This window comes from Pseudoalteromonas sp. MEBiC 03607 (assembly GCF_004792295.1).
GTDB classification, from domain to species: Bacteria; Pseudomonadota; Gammaproteobacteria; order Enterobacterales; family Alteromonadaceae; genus Pseudoalteromonas; species Pseudoalteromonas lipolytica_C.
Genome location: NZ_SRRY01000001.1, coordinates 3,567,289 through 3,583,820, shown reverse-complemented (window position 1 = coordinate 3,583,820; position 16,532 = coordinate 3,567,289). Strand labels below are relative to the sequence as shown.

17 protein-coding genes are annotated in these 16,532 nt (G+C 41.0%); 12 read left to right on the top strand and 5 right to left on the bottom strand.

Annotated elements, in window-relative coordinates; translation table 11 throughout:
* Window positions 1-100 precede the first annotated feature (100 nt).
* A complete protein-coding gene (locus tag E5N72_RS16300) occupies window positions 101-1,627 on the bottom strand; it encodes a DUF3369 domain-containing protein (RefSeq protein ID WP_135926074.1) in 1,527 nt (508 codons plus the stop codon).
* A gap of 52 nt (window positions 1,628-1,679) precedes the next feature.
* Window positions 1,680-2,087, bottom strand: coding sequence for a DUF2721 domain-containing protein (locus tag E5N72_RS16295; RefSeq protein ID WP_135926073.1), 408 nt, complete (start codon window positions 2,085-2,087; stop codon window positions 1,680-1,682).
* Window positions 2,088-2,166: 79 nt separating this feature from the next.
* Here E5N72_RS16295 and E5N72_RS16290 point away from each other — a divergent pair, with 79 nt between their 5' ends.
* The 3 genes from E5N72_RS16290 (at window position 2,167) to tsaD (ending at window position 4,181) form a co-directional block, all read left to right on the top strand.
* A complete protein-coding gene (locus tag E5N72_RS16290) occupies window positions 2,167-2,532 on the top strand; it encodes a DUF2007 domain-containing protein (protein WP_135926072.1) in 366 nt (121 codons plus the stop codon).
* A complete protein-coding gene (locus E5N72_RS16285) occupies window positions 2,516-3,106 on the top strand; it encodes a YjaG family protein (RefSeq protein ID WP_135926071.1) in 591 nt (196 codons plus the stop codon). The genes E5N72_RS16290 and E5N72_RS16285 overlap by 17 nt, the downstream gene beginning before the upstream one ends.
* A 61-nt stretch (window positions 3,107-3,167) precedes the next feature.
* Window positions 3,168-4,181 (top strand): tRNA (adenosine(37)-N6)-threonylcarbamoyltransferase complex transferase subunit TsaD, encoded by a 1,014-nt coding sequence (tsaD, locus tag E5N72_RS16280; protein WP_135926070.1) that lies wholly within the window; start codon window positions 3,168-3,170, stop codon window positions 4,179-4,181.
* A 2-nt stretch (window positions 4,182-4,183) separates the two neighbouring features.
* Here the strand turns inward: tsaD and plsY are convergent, their stop codons facing one another.
* Complete coding sequence (gene plsY / locus E5N72_RS16275; RefSeq protein ID WP_135926069.1) at window positions 4,184-4,792, bottom strand: glycerol-3-phosphate 1-O-acyltransferase PlsY; 609 nt, start codon at window positions 4,790-4,792, stop codon at window positions 4,184-4,186.
* 227 nt (window positions 4,793-5,019) lie between these two features.
* Between plsY and folB the strand changes: the two genes are divergently transcribed.
* The 8 genes from folB to E5N72_RS16235 all read left to right on the top strand — a co-directional run bounded on the left by folB (window position 5,020) and on the right by E5N72_RS16235 (window position 11,175).
* Complete coding sequence (folB, locus tag E5N72_RS16270; RefSeq protein ID WP_135926068.1) at window positions 5,020-5,376, top strand: dihydroneopterin aldolase; 357 nt, start codon at window positions 5,020-5,022, stop codon at window positions 5,374-5,376.
* Between the two features lies 1 nt (window position 5,377).
* Window positions 5,378-5,866: a 2-amino-4-hydroxy-6-hydroxymethyldihydropteridine diphosphokinase gene (gene folK / locus E5N72_RS16265; RefSeq protein WP_135926067.1), complete on the top strand. Its 489-nt coding sequence runs from the start codon at window positions 5,378-5,380 to the stop codon at window positions 5,864-5,866.
* A complete protein-coding gene (locus tag E5N72_RS16260; protein WP_063703109.1) occupies window positions 5,863-6,666 on the top strand; it encodes an undecaprenyl-diphosphate phosphatase in 804 nt (267 codons plus the stop codon). The genes folK and E5N72_RS16260 overlap by 4 nt, the downstream gene beginning before the upstream one ends.
* Window positions 6,667-6,827: 161 nt before the next feature.
* The gene (mpl, locus tag E5N72_RS16255) at window positions 6,828-8,171 is read left to right on the top strand and encodes a UDP-N-acetylmuramate:L-alanyl-gamma-D-glutamyl-meso-diaminopimelate ligase (RefSeq protein ID WP_135926066.1); all 1,344 of its coding nucleotides are present in this window, start codon (window positions 6,828-6,830) and stop codon (window positions 8,169-8,171) included.
* Between the two features lie 22 nt (window positions 8,172-8,193).
* Window positions 8,194-8,817 (top strand): flavin prenyltransferase UbiX, encoded by a 624-nt coding sequence (locus E5N72_RS16250; RefSeq protein WP_135926065.1) that lies wholly within the window; start codon window positions 8,194-8,196, stop codon window positions 8,815-8,817.
* Entirely contained in the window at window positions 8,814-9,743 is a 930-nt protein-coding gene (locus tag E5N72_RS16245) for an ABC transporter ATP-binding protein (protein WP_054551082.1), read from the top strand. The genes E5N72_RS16250 and E5N72_RS16245 overlap by 4 nt, the downstream gene beginning before the upstream one ends.
* Window positions 9,743-10,510, top strand: coding sequence for an ABC transporter permease (locus E5N72_RS16240; RefSeq protein WP_135926064.1), 768 nt, complete (start codon window positions 9,743-9,745; stop codon window positions 10,508-10,510). The genes E5N72_RS16245 and E5N72_RS16240 overlap by 1 nt, the downstream gene beginning before the upstream one ends.
* Window positions 10,510-11,175, top strand: coding sequence for a methyltransferase domain-containing protein (locus tag E5N72_RS16235; protein ID WP_135926063.1), 666 nt, complete (start codon window positions 10,510-10,512; stop codon window positions 11,173-11,175). The genes E5N72_RS16240 and E5N72_RS16235 overlap by 1 nt, the downstream gene beginning before the upstream one ends.
* On the opposite strand, the gene E5N72_RS16230 is transcribed toward E5N72_RS16235, so the two are convergent.
* On the bottom strand, window positions 11,172-13,022 hold the full coding sequence (locus E5N72_RS16230) for a GGDEF domain-containing protein (protein WP_135926062.1): 1,851 nt from the start codon (window positions 13,020-13,022) through the stop codon (window positions 11,172-11,174). The genes E5N72_RS16235 and E5N72_RS16230 overlap by 4 nt on opposite strands.
* A 248-nt stretch (window positions 13,023-13,270) precedes the next feature.
* On the opposite strand from E5N72_RS16230, the gene panP reads away from it, so the two are divergent.
* Window positions 13,271-14,899, top strand: a complete 1,629-nt coding sequence (gene panP, locus E5N72_RS16225; protein ID WP_135926061.1) for a pyridoxal-dependent aspartate 1-decarboxylase PanP — start codon at window positions 13,271-13,273, stop codon at window positions 14,897-14,899.
* 251 nt (window positions 14,900-15,150) lie between these two features.
* Here the strand turns inward: panP and argE are convergent, their stop codons facing one another.
* The gene (gene argE / locus E5N72_RS16220; RefSeq protein WP_135926060.1) at window positions 15,151-16,341 is read right to left on the bottom strand and encodes an acetylornithine deacetylase; all 1,191 of its coding nucleotides are present in this window, start codon (window positions 16,339-16,341) and stop codon (window positions 15,151-15,153) included.
* Between the last annotated feature and the right edge of the window lie 191 nt (window positions 16,342-16,532).

Genomic DNA, 16,532 nt, shown 5'->3' with positions numbered 1-16,532 from the left:
ATAAGTAAGCCCTACATCCAGGCAATATAATTATAATCTACAGTGGCATAGTAAATTATAGTACCTGTTTTGGGAAGTTCGTTTTACAGAAAAGTTACATCTAGTCAGGGTAACGATCTTTAATCTCAAGGAAAAGTGGTAAATTTTCAAGTAACAAGTCAACAAGATTTGGATCAAAATGTTTCGAACGTTGCTCTTTTATCAATGACAGTGCTTCATCTAAGGGCCAAGCAAGCTTGTAGCAACGGTCGCTACATAGCGCATCAAACACATCGGCAAGGGCGGTTATGCGACCAACAATGTTGATTTCATTGCCAATTAAACCTTGCGGATAACCTGAACCATCCCATTTTTCGTGATGCTGATATGAAATCAAAGCGCCGCAAGTCAGAATTTCGTTACTTGAATTTTTTAAAATTTCGTAACCCACTTCTGCATGAGTTTGCATTATTTTCCATTCTTCATCAGTTAATTTACCTGGCTTATTTAAGATGCTATCAGGAATACTAATTTTACCAATGTCATGTAGTGGTGAAGCGAGCTTGATAATTTCACATTGAAATGGACTGAGTTGTGATAGTTTTGCAAGTAATTCACTATATAAAGCAACGCGCTTAACATGCGAGCCTGTTTCTTTAGAGCGTTTTTCAACGGCTTCACCTAAAATGTAAGACAACTCTTTTTGTGATTCTTTAACCATTTCTCTAAGCTTAAGGTTGTCGTAGGCTAGGGCAATATTGTTCGCGTAAAACTCTAATAGTTGATGATCGGTTGTTTGCAGTTTACTTCCTTTATGAACATATAACATGGTCTCAAGGCCTGCTTTTGTCGGAAAGTAACCAATATAGTCGGTGCTCGTTTTTAATGATGATTTACGCTCATGGGCGTCAATAAATAAACTTTTCACCTCATCTGGAATAGTATTTTGATTCGGCGTTGGTCCAACTCCCGACGCGGCTAATAGTTGAAAATCTTTCGCCGGCGAGGACTGAAAATTAACTGCTGCAGCGCAATAGATTTGTGCGTCATTAATCCCCATTACATTCGTGACGTGACTCAAAATAGTGGATGCAAATTCGTTAACACTATCGCATTTTAAGAAATTCGCAGACGCATTAATAATTTGCTCTAGGCCACTTTTATGGCGATCAATAATTTGTATATCGCGATGCCCTCTGAGTGCAGAATAAAGAAGCGTCTTAATTTTTATAGCCGTTAGTTCGGTTTTATTCTTGTAATCGTTTATATCATAATCACGGATAATCGACTCTTCAGGTGCCTCTCCAGGCTGACCTGTACGCAGAATTAAGCGAATATCATGGTTTTCTATTTCATCGCGAATGTATTGGATAAGCTCAAGCCCTGCATGGTTTGTTTCCATGACAACATCGACAAGTGCGACTGAAAAAGGAATATTTTGCTTTAATAACTCTTTTGCTTCGGCTGCTGAATAGGCGTCATAAAAGCGCAGACCTTTATTTTCGAAAGTGAAGCCAGCTAGCACTAATTTCGTAACTTGGTGAATATCTTCTTCATCGTCAACAACAAGAATATGCCAACATTCTGATTCATCAATAGGAACGTTATTTTCTTCTAGCTGCTCATCAGAAAATAAAAAATCTTCCACAAACACACCACTTATTGTTGCATCTCGTAACAATAAGTATAGAGGCAGAAATTTACTCTGCCTTATCAGCTACTGGTTTTTTTTCGATATTTTTTAATTCGATTTCGATGGCATCGCATGAAATGTGGATCTCATACAAAGAGGTTAAAAGTGACATCGCTAAGCAAGCTAGGCTAATCCCAAATAAGATGATGCCTGTGGTATTAAATTCTATAAATAAAGCGAACATTGATAAGGTGCACATTAAAAATGAGGCAACGCCGTATACTTGCATCACTCTTATTAACTTAATGCGCTTTCTTAAGTTGGTAATTTGTGCGACAACAAGAGGGCGAATACTTTCCCCTTCGCGCGCATTCAGTTCACGAATAAGTTGGGCGAGCACCAAAAAACGATTGGTGTAAGCGAGTAAAAGTAAAGAAATCGCAGGAAATAGTAGTCCTGGTGTCGTTAATGTCATGTAGTTACCTTGAAATAAGCATTGCGGCAAAGCTTTTGTAGTTTAGGTTTTATATTTAGAAAAGTAAAAGAGAAGTAATTTGCAAAATAAGAAATTAAATCAAACCGCTAGCTCAGAACCGTTCAAATGGGTACGAGTATTTCAGGCTGAAAACAGTCTTGAAGCGAATATTATTAAAGGGCTGTTAAACAGTAAAGGTATTGAGTGTCAGTTACAAGGTGAGCTCTTACAAGGGGCATTGGGAGAGATACCCTTTGAACAGACGGGAGTTGATATGCTTGTTTACGCATTAAAAGAGCGCCAGGCGCAAGAAATATTGTTAAACTATCAGCAAGTAAAACAATCGGCTCCTGATTGGGTGTGCCCAAAGTGTCAAGAGCTTAACGGATCAACATTTGAACTTTGTTGGTCTTGCGGGACTGTTAAAAATGACGAAAGCGAATAATTTTCAACGCATTAGAGAATTAAACTATTTACAAAAAGCAGTATTAGGTGGTGCTTTGTTAGAACGCATGCTGCCTAATTACAGTTTATTCTGTGAAGCCACAGGGTTTGGTGATGCTGCGGTTTTTCGTAGTGCTTTGAATGTTTGTTGGGAGAAGATTTTACTGCCAAAAAGTAAAATTAGCCTCGAAAAACAAATCGAAAAAATAGAGCCTAATGTGCCTGAACTAACTGATTTTGATATGTTTGGCACTTACCCTGCTATTGATACAGCAACAGCTTTACTGGGCATGTTACACGGCTTAATGGCAAAAGATGACCAAGAGTTTTTGAACATTAGTAAAATTTCACAGGCATCGGTGGCACGTTACATTGAATATCAACTTACCGTTGATGGTGAAGTAGCTGACAATAAAGCAGTTCGTGAACACCCATTAATGCAATATGAAATTGAAGTACTGGCTGAGTTAATTGATTTTGTAGAGCAAATGGGCCGAATTAGCTCTGAAAACGTAAAAGAACTCAAACAGCTTGCGGTATCAGACGGTCAAACCAACATTGGTATTGCAATTTAATATTCAGTAATGCGTATTTTCACTGTAAAATACGCGTTTATTTTTCTTGGCGGAGTAATTGATGCGAATTTTAGGTATTGAATCATCATGTGATGAAACAGGTATTGCCATTTACGATGATGAACAAGGCTTATTAGCACATCAACTGTATAGCCAAGTAAAAGTGCATGCTGACTACGGCGGTGTCGTACCTGAACTTGCGTCACGTGACCACGTGCGTAAAACCTTACCTTTAATTGATGCCGCCTTTGCACAAGCGGGCTGTGGCCCAGAAGATTTAGATGGCATTGCTTATACTGCGGGCCCTGGATTGGTTGGCGCACTCCTTGTGGGTACTTCTATTGGTCGTTCTTTAGCCTATGGTTGGAATATACCAGCGGTAGCGGTTCATCATATGGAAGGGCATCTTCTTGCGCCAATGCTTGAAGAAGACAAACCTGAATTTCCGTTTATCGCGTTATTAGTATCTGGCGGCCACACCATGATGGTTAAAGTATCTGGTATTGGTGAATACGAAGTATTAGGTGAGTCAGTTGATGACGCCGCAGGTGAGGCATTCGATAAAACGGCGAAATTACTTGGGCTTGATTACCCAGGAGGCCCGCGTTTGGCAAAACTTGCTGAGCAAGGTACACCTGAGCGCTTTGTATTCCCGCGTCCGATGACTGACAAACCCGGCTTAGATTTTAGTTTCAGTGGTTTAAAAACGGCTGCGTCACTCGCTATTCGTGATAGCGATGATGATGAACAAACTAAAGCGGATATTGCTCATGCATTCCAAACAGCGGTTATTGATACCTTAATTATCAAGTGTAAACGTGCATTAAAGCAAACCGGTATCAAGCGCTTAGTGATTGCTGGGGGCGTGAGTGCAAACGTGCAATTGCGTGCGCAACTTGAGCGAGTAATGCAAGGTATGAAAGGGCGTGTGTACTACCCGCGCACGGAGTTTTGTACAGATAACGGTGCGATGATCGCTTATGCAGGTATGCAGCGCTTAAAAGCAGGGCAGTTTGCTAGCCTTGATATGAAAACAAAGCCGCGCTGGCCAATAGACTCGTTAGAGGCTATTTAACATCAACCTTCTTCATGTTCAGGGGCTTTTTTCTTAGCCCCTACTTTTGGCTCTTCACCCGCGAGTAAGCGAGTGATATTTGCTCTATGACGGAAAATTATCAACACGGTTAAAAAGGTTACAGGCAACGTATACAAAGGTTTTATCCACCAAGTATAAAGAGGTGCTAACGAAACCGTGACTAACGCTGCAAGAGATGAGTAGCGCGTGATAGCAACAATTAAGATCCAAGTTGCAATTAACATCCCACCTAACGATAAACCAATGGGTAATAACGTGCCAAAAGCGGTCGCGACAGCCTTACCGCCTTTAAAACTGAAAAACAGCGGGTACATATGGCCTAAACAGGCTGCTACACCAATCAAGCCGAGCATAAGTGGCTCTATTTTTAAGAAGTAAGCACCCCAAACCGGAATGGTTCCTTTTAAAATATCAAAGACAAGAACAAGTACAGCAGGGACTTTTCCACCTAAGCGGTAGACATTCGTTGCACCTGGGTTGTTCGATCCGTGACTGCGTGGGTCCGGTAGTTTAAACAGCCGAGAGACAAGGATTGCGGATGAGACCGATCCCAGTAAATAGGCTAAAACTAACATTAGGGCTGTTAACACGCGCTTCCTTATTTTTAAATCTGCACTTTTGGGCTATCATTGGCGGCAAAACCATCTGCCACTATTTTTGAGTAGAACATGTGAGCAATAATGCATCGCATCTACCCGTTATTGTAGGGGTAATTTTTATATATTAAAACAGTATGACAACTTATAGCGCGGATTATTCAAATCAATAAGCGTTTAGTATGAGAGGTGTTTTAATATTTATGTCACTTGGAGTATCAATGGACAAGGTATATATATCACAATTGCATGTAGACACCATTATCGGTGTGTATGATTTTGAAAAAGAAAGTAAACAAAGCCTGTATTTTGATATTGAAATGCTATGTGATATTTCTGCGGCAGCTGCGACTGATGATATTAACCTTGCACTTGATTATGCAAAAGTCAGCGAGCGGGTTATCGCTCATACAACAGCAAAACCAGTAGAGCTGCTTGAAACCTTAGTTGAACAATTAGCGGCCATTATCTTAACTGAGTTTGCAACTGAGCAAGTGACCATTCGCGTGAGTAAACCTGCAGCAGTGCCACAAGCCAAAACGGTGGGAGTCGAAATCACCCGTCGCAAGGCATATTAACATGGCGCAAATTTTTATTAGTTTAGGCTCTAACGTTAATAAAGAGCATTATATTCGTCAGGCGCTTGATGCTCTAAAAGTACATTTTCCTGATTTTATTCACTCATCAGTTTTTGAGAGTGAAGCGGTCGGTTTTGCAGGCAGTAACTTTTATAACTCAGTATTAGGGGCGCAAACCGATATGCCACTACCTGAACTGTGTAAGTTATTGAAAGAAATTGAGCTTGAAAATGGCCGTACCCGTGATGACAAAAAGTTTAGTCCACGAACGCTTGACCTAGATCTTTTATTTTATGATGACGTAATTTGTGATTCGCCTGCACAGCTACCTCGCGATGAAATTACCAAAAATGCATTTGTTCTTCAGCCTTTAGCTGAAATAGCCCCTGATTTTTTTCACCCTGTAGCAAAATGCACGCTAGCAGAGCTATGGGATAATTATAATAATCCGCAACAAAAACTATGGAAGGTGGAGTTTTCTTACCCATGAGTATTATTGAGATAATTGTTTTAGCCTTAATTCAAGGATTGACTGAGTTTTTACCTATTTCGAGCTCAGCACATTTAATTTTACCTTCGCAAGTTTTAGGTTGGCACGACCAAGGTTTAGCATTTGATGTGGCCGTTCATGTTGGTACTTTAGGTGCCGTGGTATTGTATTTCCGTAAAGAAGTGGTAGACATTCTAGGCGCGTGGTTTAAATCGTTTGGCTCTCAAGGTGCCACCGATGACAGCCGCTTAGGCTGGTGGATTATTGTCGCAACCATTCCTGCATTATTAATTGGTTATTTGTTTAAAGATTTCGTTGAAAGTTACTCGCGAAATGCGTGGGTTATTGCCACCTCTACCATCGTGTTTGGTTTGTTACTTTGGTATGCCGATGTAAAAGCAAAGCAAGTTAAGAACATTTACCAAATCAATTTTTTCAGTGCGCTATTGTTAGGCTTTTCACAAGTGCTGGCTATGGTATTCCCTGGGACATCGCGTTCAGGTATTACCATCACCGTAGGTTTAATGCTGGGCCTTAACAAGCAAAGTGCTGCGCGTTTTTCATTTTTAATGTCAATTCCGGTCATTGCAGCAGCGGGTTCCTATTATGTGTATCAGCTTGCAACAGCGGGCGAGGCGATTGATTGGCATGCGATTTTACTCGGCGCTGGCTTATCATTTGTATCAGCTTATGCGTGTATTTTCTTTTTCTTAAAAGTTATTGAGCGCATGGGTATGATGCCATTTGTTATCTACCGCTTGTTACTTGGTGTTGGTTTGTTTGCATTCTTAATGCTGTAAATAACCATTCAACTTAATTCGAAAAACACCTCAAATTTGAGGTGTTTTTTATGATGGCTATTTGGCAATACTCTATTGACCGCTAGTCATGGTAAGTAAAGCTTATATTTGGCATTATAACGCCTTAGTTTATCTCTCATTCATTTTGCTCAGGACAGTAGATGCATATTCATATTCTTGGAATTTGTGGCACCTTTATGGGTGGTATTGCCGCAATCGCTAAATCGTTAGGTCATACAGTGACAGGCTCTGATCAAAATGTGTACCCACCGATGAGCACGCAATTAGAAGAGCTAGGTATTACGCTCACCCAAGGTTATGACGTTGCTCAACTAGAGCCTGCGCCAGATATGGTAGTAATTGGTAACGCTATGAGCCGAGGCAACCCTTGTGTTGAATACGTGCTTGATAAAGGCTTACCTTATACTTCAGGTCCTGAATGGTTAAAGCATAATCTGTTGCAAAATTCGTGGGTGTTGGCTGTCGCTGGAACACACGGCAAAACAACAACAGCGAGTATGTTAGCTTGGTTATTAGAGTATGCCGGAATGAAGCCTGGCTTTTTAATTGGTGGCATTGTGCAAAATTTTGGTGTGTCAGCACGGGTTGGTGAAACGCCATTTTTTGTAATCGAAGCCGATGAGTACGACACGGCATTTTTTGATAAACGCAGTAAATTTGTTCATTACTTACCACGTACCTTAATTCTTAATAACCTTGAATTTGATCACGCTGATATTTTTGAAGATTTAAACGCAATAAAGAAACAATTTCATCACTTGATGCGTACATTACCCTGTAGCGGTAAGGTTATTTGGCCAAGCCAAGATGAAGCCTTACAAGATGTGATTGAGCGTGGTCTTTGGAGCGAAAGCGAAACGCTGGCAGGTGATTGGGATTACCGTTTACTGAGAGCTGATGGTAGCGAATTTGAAGTGCTACTTGAGGGAGAAGTTCAAGGCGTTGTTAGTTGGCAAGCGATGGGCGAGCATAATGTGAAAAATGCTATCATGGCTATTGCAGCAGCGCGCCATGTCGGGATTGCCGTACCAGTCAGTATTGCGGGCTTGGCTGAGTTTATTTCTCCTAAGCGCCGTATGGAGCTTAAAGCCGATATTAACTCGATTAAGGTGTATGACGATTTTGCCCATCACCCAACGGCAATTAAAACAACTTTGGCAGGGCTTCGTGCAAAAGTGGGCGATGAGAAGATTATTGCCATTTTAGAGCCTCGTTCAAATACCATGAAAATGGGCGTGCATCAGCAAACCTTGATTGACTCACTTGAAGCTGCCGATGAGGTGTATTTATTTGAACCAGACAATTTAAGCTGGTCACTCAAAGAATACGCCGCTGCGGCAGGTATGCATTGTAGCTCTAGCACTGAAGAAATTATTAAACACGTGGTTGCAGGTAAAGCGCCTAAGCAGCATGTTTTAATTATGAGTAATGGTGGCTTTGAGGGGATTCATCAGCGCTTAATTACCGCTCTTGAACACAACTAATCGGTATATGGAGCGTCAAAATATGCAATTTAAAGATAAAATAACCTTAGCTTTTAGCGGTGCCTCTGGTGCGCCATACGGTTTACGGTTATTAGAAGTGTTACTTCAGCAGCAGTTTCAAGTTTATGTGTTGATCTCAAGTGCTGCTCGAGTGGTTTTTGATACCGAATCGAATATCAAGCTATCGGGTAACGAAGATAAAGCGACAGAACAGTTAAGCACGCTTTTTAATGCTGCGCCTGAGCAACTAAAGGTGTTTGGTAAAGACAACTGGTTTAGTCCTGTTGCGTCGGGCTCTGCTGCACCGAAAAAAATGGTGGTTTGTCCGTGTAGTGCAGGTTCAGTGTCTGCAATTGCGGTAGGTGCGTCAGATAACTTACTTGAACGCGCCGCCGACGTGGTTATTAAAGAACGGGGGCAGCTGATTTTAGTCCCGCGTGAAACGCCATTTAGCGAAATTCATCTTGAAAACATGCTGAAACTAGCAAGGCTAGGCGTAACGATTATGCCTGCGGCACCGGGTTTTTATCATCAGCCAGAGCAGATTTCAGACTTGGTTGATTTTATGGTGGCGCGAATTTTAGATCATTTAAACATTGAACATACTCTGACCAAGCGTTGGGGTTATGGAGAGGGCAAACAGTGAGCGAAAAAACGATCGCATTAAATATTGAAGGCCTAAAAAAGGTTTATAAAAATGGTGTTGAAGCCGTAAAGGGCATCGACTTACAAGTTCAACAGGGCGATTTCTTTGCTTTACTTGGTCCGAACGGTGCCGGTAAATCAACTACCATTGGTGTTATCTCATCGTTAGTGAACAAAAGCGCTGGCCGTGTCCAGGTGTTTGGGCATGACATTGATACAGATTTGGAAGCCGCTAAGTCTGAACTAGGTTTAGTGCCGCAAGAGTTTAATTTTAGCCAATTTGAAACACTGAACCAAATTTTGGTTAACCAAGCGGGCTATTATGGTGTACCAAGAAAGCTGGCGCATGAGCGTGCTGAAAAGTATCTAAAGCAACTGGGTTTATTTGAGAAAAAAGATAAGCAAGCGCGTACGCTGTCAGGTGGTATGAAGCGCCGTTTAATGATTGCTCGTGCTCTGATGCATGAACCTAAATTACTTATTTTAGATGAGCCAACAGCCGGTGTTGATATTGAGCTACGTCGCTCTATGTGGGATTTTCTTCGCGAGATAAATAAGCAAGGTGTGACCATCATCTTGACTACTCACTACCTAGAAGAAGCTGAGCTGTTATGTAAAAACATCGCGATTATCGACAGTGGCGTGATTGTTGAAAACACCACTATCAAAGCGCTACTAGCCAAGCTTGATAAAGAGACCTTTGTACTTGATTTAAAGCAGCCAGTGCAACCAATTAGCATTGAAGGTTACAAATATACACTAACTGATGACCACACTTTAGAAGTTGAAGTGGCGAAGTCTCAGGGCTTAAACCAAGTATTCAGCGCGTTGACCGAACAAGGTAATACCGTGCTCAGTATGCGAAATAAAGCAAATCGTTTAGAAGAACTTTTTGTAGGCTTATTAGAACAAGGGCGAGGCGAATAATGTTTAAATATGGAGTAGCGCTAAAAAGTATTTGGATCAAAGAGTGTATTCGCTTTTTACGTATTTGGGTGCAAACCTTAGTTCCGCCAGCAATCACGATGAGCCTTTATTTTGTTATTTTTGGTAACCTGATTGGTTCGCGTATCGGTGATATGGGTGGCTTTACTTACATGGAGTTTATTGTACCGGGTCTGATTATGATGTCGGTGATCACTAACTCTTACTCGAATGTAGCTTCAAGCTTTTATTCGACCAAGTTCCAAAAGAGTATTGAAGAGCTATTAGTTGCACCAGTGCCAAATTACATTATCGTACTTGGCTACATGGGCGGTGGTATGACCCGCGGTATGCTAGTTGGCTTAATCGTTACCTGTGTATCATTGCTGTTTGTTGATATCCAAATTCATAATATTTTTGTGATCATGGCGACGGTTATTTTAACCTCAGCGGTATTTGCTTTAGGTGGCCTTATTAACGCAATTTATGCAAATAGCTTTGATGATATTAGTATTATTCCAACCTTCATTCTTACTCCACTGACTTATTTAGGCGGAGTGTTTTACTCAATCAGCTTGTTACCTGAGTTTTGGCAAGGTGTATCGCAAGTGAATCCAATCATCTACATGGTCAATGCATTTAGATTTGGCTTTTTAGGCGTGTCTGATGTCGATTTATCGGTAGCTTTTGGGGTACTTGGTTTATTTATTGTGGGTTTATTTACTTTAGCGTTAACGCTTATTAAACGTGGTGTGGGGCTTAGACACTAATGACGGATGCAAATTCGAGAAGTATTGTATCGAATCAGCCTGGCTTACATGAAAAGTTAGACGAAATAGTTTTAAAGCACTTAAGTGCGGATTTTAAAAAGCCGATTGCACAGCATACGCAAGCGGCTTTTGATGAGGTAAATGCAAAGGTTCAAGCGTTTAACGGGCCTATAATCCTTGATTCGTGTTGTGGTGTAGGTGAAAGTACGGCTAACTTAGCTAAGCGTCACCCTGATGCGTTGGTGATTGGTATCGATAAGTCATCTCATCGCTTAGAGAAGCATGAGATAGAGTACAAGCAAACCGATGCGGGCCAGTATATTTTAGTGCAAGCAGACTTAAACGACTTTTGGCGTTTAGCGGTAGCTGCTAATTGGAAACCGACGCATCATTATTTGCTATACCCAAATCCATGGCCAAAAGCAAAGCACTTGCAAAGGCGCTGGCATGGCGCTGCTATTTTTCCGTTTATCATTAAATTAGGCGGTCGTTTAGAGCTCAGAAGCAATTGGGATATTTACGTGAAGGAATTTGCCCGCTCGCTCGAGCTTGCAGGACATCCTTGTGATGTTCAATTATATGAGAGCGATATAGCAATCACGCCATTTGAACGTAAATACTGGGCTAGCGGTCAGCAAAGCCACCGTTTAGTGATCAACCTTTAATGAATGTAGGGAGCTGGCGATGAAAAGTGGCTCCCCTGCATTAAATTAATCCCCGCACGAGACAGCGCGTCAGCAATTTGTTCGTTATCGACTTGTTCAGCGATAACTTGCAGGTTTAGCTGATTAGCGTACTTTACTAAATTCTCAATAAACAAAAAGTTATCATTATTACTGTGAATTTGACTCACAAGGTTTTTATCGAGTTTTAAACCATCGATCTCTAATTTTAGAATATGCGGTAAGTTTGAAAAGCCTGAGCCAAACTCATTAATAAACACCTGCGCTCCCTTATTTTTTAAAAGGCTAATAAAGGTTTTTACCTCACTAAAATAAGCAATAGCATCGCTTTCATGAAATTGAAAAATAATGTTATGAGGCTGTGGGTAGCGTCTTAGTTGCTGTTCGAAAAACTCACTTAAGCTTGGATCAAGAATATCTTGCGCGGTGATGTTAATGCTCCAGCTTAGGTTGGTTTTTCTAAAATGCTCAACACAACGGGTAAACATGGTACGTCTTAACAGCCCATCCATACGTGAGCGTTTGAGCACCGTCATAAAGTAGTCAGGACTATGAATACGGCCTTGGGCACTGGCTAATCTCGCTAGACATTGGTAGTGCTCAATCTGCTCAGTGTTGGTATCATAAATAGCTTGAAAGTAAGGCACAATGCGATTGTTATCAAATGCTTCTTTCACCTCTTTGGCAAGCGTTACATTATTTCTAAAGCGCTCTTCGACTTGTTTAAAAACATTTTCATAGCGAACAACTCGCTGATTATTAAACTTTGCTTGCTGTAAGGCTATGTGGGCATTTTCGATAAGCATAAGCTTGTTGCCAGATGCAATGCCTGCATACAAGCTAACGTAAATGAACGGTTCTTTTAACACCGGGATCGCATTGTTGAAGGTGTTAATTATTTCTTCTAATTCTTTGTCAGAGCTGCGCGTTTGCAACAAAGCTATCTTATTCGTGGCAAGGCGATAGGCATAGCAGTCATTTGGCAAACGTGCTTGAAAGTAGCCAAGTAAACTTGCCATTACTTTATCGCTGACTTCGGTACCGTAAAAACTACTGATATCGTCTAATTCATTAATGACGATAACCGCGAGCTCCATGCGATATTTTGTTGTCTTTTTTAAGTAATACTCTAGCGCTACATGGTTGGCAAAGCCTGTGCGAGCATCTGTTGATAGTGAACGTTTGAGTTGTAAAAAATAGAGGCCTGCAATTAATACTGCTATAAAGAAAAAGAAACAGGCTGTAATTGCTGCGCGAGTAACACTGTATTGCAATTGCTGATTAAAATCGCTAAGTGTTATGTCTGCACCGGTGATGTAGGTCTGGCCGTTGTTATCGACAAAGGTTACGAAAATGCTTTTAAAGTAGCCCCATTGATCTTGTGAAATTTCATAAACAGGTTCTGTTGAATTAAAGGCTTCTTTATTTAATTCTGTTGCTTCAGGGTAGATGTCAAAAAACTCGGTAACTTTGCCTGTATTTTGATCTTTTTGAGTATAGCTTGAAGCACTGAAGTAGACGGTATCATCACGCTTAACCATGGCATAGACATAGGCAAGTTGCATTTGTTTTGCATACTCAGAGAGTGCGCGACTTTTTTCTTTGTATACAGCAGGAGAGATAGCTAAACCAGCATTAACTCGATCATGGTAATCATCACCTAAGATATGTTTTACACTCACAGCAGCATTAAATAATTTGTTATCAACATGCGTGATTATTTCATTGCGAGTGGTTTCATAGGTATAGTAAATGTAACCAAATAAGCTAACAAAAAAAGCGGCAAAGCCATAAAGTAGCCAGCTGGTTTTTTGCATTCCTTTGGGCATAAGTGCTCCCTTAGCTGTTATTACTTGATTATACTGAAAAAAGACTTAATCGATAGTATAAAATTACCGCAAATGTCATTTTTAGATCACTTTTTTGTCATCGAAGACGTGGCTTTTTTGCTTTAGACGAGACATTTTCGTGATATTCCAGTAAAGTTAGCCAATTTCGTAGCAACAGTGCCGCAAAAGTGAAAACGGTGATGTTTCAACATCTAATTCATTTTTAGCTGCTTAGAATGGGTATTAGGATGGATCAAAAGCGTTGTGCCGTCGCCTCTAAAGAAAGCTTGATTCGTATATTTACGGTGCCAGAAGCACCTGACTCAACCTTGAGTAAAATCGAATCAGAAATTTCAAGCAATCTTGCTGGGTTCTTAAATGAGAACATAGCGGCGATTGAGAAGCCCTTGCACGAGATTGAAAAAGATTTTCAGTCGGCCACTATCCCTGAAGAGCCAACTTTCGTCTCTGACTATGCACAAGACATTATGGAGCAGTTAGTTGCGCATTCTGTTCATACTGCTGCACCAAGCTTCATTGGTCATATGACCTCGGCATTGCCGCACTTCGTTTTGCCATTATCAAAACTGATGGTGGGCTTGAACCAGAACCTAGTTAAAATTGAAACATCAAAAGCGTTTACACCCCTTGAAAGACAAGTGTTAGGCATGATGCACCATCTAGCCTATAGTGAAGACGATGCTTTTTACAGCAAGTGGATGCATAGCGCTAAAACCTCTCTTGGGGCGTTTTGTTCAGGTGGCACAGTAGCCAATATCACCGCATTATGGATTGCCCGCAATCGGCTATTAAAAGCCGATGGTGATTACAAGGGAATTGCAGCACAAGGTTTAATCGCCGGTATGTTGCACTACGGCTATAAAGGGTTGGCTGTGCTTGTTTCTGAGCGGGGTCATTACTCTTTGGGGAAAACGGTCGACTTATTAGGTATTGGTCGCGATAACATTATTGCCATCGAAACTGATAAGAATAATAAAGTTGACGTTAATGCCATGCGTAAGAAGGCTTATGAACTCGAAGCGTCAGGCATTAAAGTGATGGCATTAGTAGGGGTTGCTGGTACTACAGAAACCGGCAGTATAGACCCACTCAATGAAATGGCTGATTTAAGTGCTGAACTAGGCTGTCATTTTCATGTCGATGCTGCATGGGGGGGAGCCACTTTACTATCAACGAATTATCGCCACCTACTAAGCGGTATAGAGCGTGCTGATTCGATCACTATCGATGCGCATAAGCAAATGTATGTGCCTATGGGGGCAGGCTTAGTGTTATTTAAAGACCCTGCTGCTACAGATGCGATTGAACATCATGCCGAGTATATTCTTCGTAAAGGCTCGAAAGATTTAGGTAGTCATACACTTGAGGGAAGTCGCCCAGGTATGGCGATGTTAGTGCATGCTTGCTTACGTGTTATTGGCCGTAAAGGCTATGAAATGTTGATTGACCGCGGCATAGTAAAGGCGCGTACCTTTGCACAGATGATTAAAGAAGATGAAGACTTTGAGCTTATTTCTGAGCCTGAGCTTTGTTTATTAACGTACCGCTATGTGCCTAAAGAAATTCAGGCCAAAATAAAAGACGCCGACGAAGAGACCAAGCTCGACATCTATGCGTCATTAAATCGCTTTACTGCAAGTATGCAAAAGCGTCAGCGTGAAGCCGGTCGTTCTTTTGTATCGCGTACTCGTTTGACACCTGCAAAATATGACCATCAACCAACTGTGGTATTTCGAGTTGTATTAGCAAATCCGCTCACTTCTAAAGCCATCCTTAAAGATATTTTGGCGGAGCAAAAAGAGCTGGCGAAAACCGATCCGGTATTTAAAAAGTACTTAAGTAAGTACATGGATTAAAAAAGGGAGCGTGATGCTCCCTTTTTATTATACCCAAGCCACCTCAAGATGCAGAATTCAGCGTTTCACAGGTGCTTAATATCAAGGCGTTACTTTGCAAGAATGGTAGTCCCTTTTAAGAAGTAACAACGATGAGAGTAAGTGCCTGTGAAACGCCCAGAGGGTTGGTTTAAAAGCGATTTATACTGCGTTATTGATTTTAACAATAGAACCACTATTATTTGCAATCAATGCCTTGCCTAAATCGCTTTTTATTCCAACTGAAACTCGCATCTTGAGGTGGTTTGGGTATATTCACTAAAGCAGCTTGCTTTAATCATCTTGCTAATTATCTCTTGTGACGGTTTTATTTTTTCCATCGCTAAAAACTCATCAGGCTGGTGGGCTTGATTAATTGAACCTGGCCCCATCACAATCGTTTCGCAACCTAGTTGTTGAATAAAAGGAGCTTCAGTGCAGTAGTTTACAGCAACAGCAGGTTGTCCTGAGATTTTTTCAGCTAGTTTTACAAGCGCAGTATCTGTGCTGCCACTAAATGCAGGGATAGGTTCATGCATGTCGATAACACTCACTGCATTTGGGTATTGGGTATTTATTTCTTCAGCAGCACTTAGCAAAATCGCCTGCAGTTCTTGCACGCTCAAACCGGGCAATGGTCGCATATCGATGTGCATTTCACAGCAGCCACAAATACGGTTGGCGTTATCGCCACCATGAATATGACCAAGGTTCAAAGTAGGGTACGGAATTTCAAAGTGGTCAACTGAATATTTATTCTTTAATTCTTCTTTAATGATTAACAATTTTGTAATCATTTTATGCATCACTTCGATGGCGTTTAAACCACGTTCAGGATCAGAGCTATGGCCTGAGCGACCAATTACCCGAATGGCTGTACTCATATGTCCTTTATGAGTGAAAACAGGAGTCATATCGGTTGGTTCACCAATAATACAGCGCGCTGGTTTCAAGTTAGGGTGGCGGCAAATTTGTTGCGCACCCGCCATTGTGGTTTCTTCATCGGCGGTTGCTAAGATTAATAAAGGCTCTGTTTGCTTTGTTGCATCAAGCTCACTAATCGCTTGTAAAACAAAGGCAAAAAAGCCTTTCATATCAATACTGCCTAAGCCATATAATTTATTGTTATGCTCGCTGAGTTTGAAGGGATCATAATTCCAGCGGCTATCATCAAATGGCACTGTATCGGTATGACCTGCCAACATTAATCCACCGTCACCTTCCCCGCGTTTTGCCAATAAATTATAACGGCCTTTACCTTGCTCCAGTTCTGTTATTTCGCAAGTAAAACCGAGGCTTTCACACCAAGAGGCAAGCAAGGAGATCACCTCTTTATTGCTCATACATAGTGAATCTTCAATTGCACTGATTGAAGGCGCTGCAATCAATTGCTGGTACATAGATAAAAAAGACGGTAAAGACATAAAAAATCCAAAAATAATTATTCAATCTAATTGCATAACAATATAAAAGTATTTATGATGAATATCAATTCACTTTTTAAGCATAAATATTAGTGTAACTGTACTATGAACACAAAACGACGATAACCTGATTTCATTACTTTAGACAGTGTTTTTATTCGCTTTTCAGCGAGAAGTTTTAGGCGTATCGA

Excerpts from the sequence above, each read along its gene's own strand:
- tsaD (WP_135926070.1), top strand. The coding sequence starts at position 3,168 with ATGCGAATTTTAGGTATTGAATCATCATGTGATGAAACAGGTATTGCC.
- panP (WP_135926061.1), top strand. The coding sequence starts at position 13,271 with ATGGATCAAAAGCGTTGTGCCGTCGCCTCTAAAGAAAGCTTGATTCGT.
- E5N72_RS16230 (WP_135926062.1), bottom strand. The coding sequence starts at position 13,022 with ATGCCCAAAGGAATGCAAAAAACCAGCTGGCTACTTTATGGCTTTGCC.
- argE (WP_135926060.1), bottom strand. The coding sequence starts at position 16,341 with ATGTCTTTACCGTCTTTTTTATCTATGTACCAGCAATTGATTGCAGCG.
- folB (WP_135926068.1), top strand. The coding sequence starts at position 5,020 with ATGGACAAGGTATATATATCACAATTGCATGTAGACACCATTATCGGT.
- mpl (WP_135926066.1), top strand. The coding sequence starts at position 6,828 with ATGCATATTCATATTCTTGGAATTTGTGGCACCTTTATGGGTGGTATT.
- E5N72_RS16250 (WP_135926065.1), top strand. The coding sequence starts at position 8,194 with ATGCAATTTAAAGATAAAATAACCTTAGCTTTTAGCGGTGCCTCTGGT.
- E5N72_RS16260 (WP_063703109.1), top strand. The coding sequence starts at position 5,863 with ATGAGTATTATTGAGATAATTGTTTTAGCCTTAATTCAAGGATTGACT.
- E5N72_RS16240 (WP_135926064.1), top strand. The coding sequence starts at position 9,743 with ATGTTTAAATATGGAGTAGCGCTAAAAAGTATTTGGATCAAAGAGTGT.
- E5N72_RS16235 (WP_135926063.1), top strand. The coding sequence starts at position 10,510 with ATGACGGATGCAAATTCGAGAAGTATTGTATCGAATCAGCCTGGCTTA.
- folK (WP_135926067.1), top strand. The coding sequence starts at position 5,378 with ATGGCGCAAATTTTTATTAGTTTAGGCTCTAACGTTAATAAAGAGCAT.
- E5N72_RS16285 (WP_135926071.1), top strand. The coding sequence starts at position 2,516 with ATGACGAAAGCGAATAATTTTCAACGCATTAGAGAATTAAACTATTTA.
- E5N72_RS16295 (WP_135926073.1), bottom strand. The coding sequence starts at position 2,087 with ATGACATTAACGACACCAGGACTACTATTTCCTGCGATTTCTTTACTT.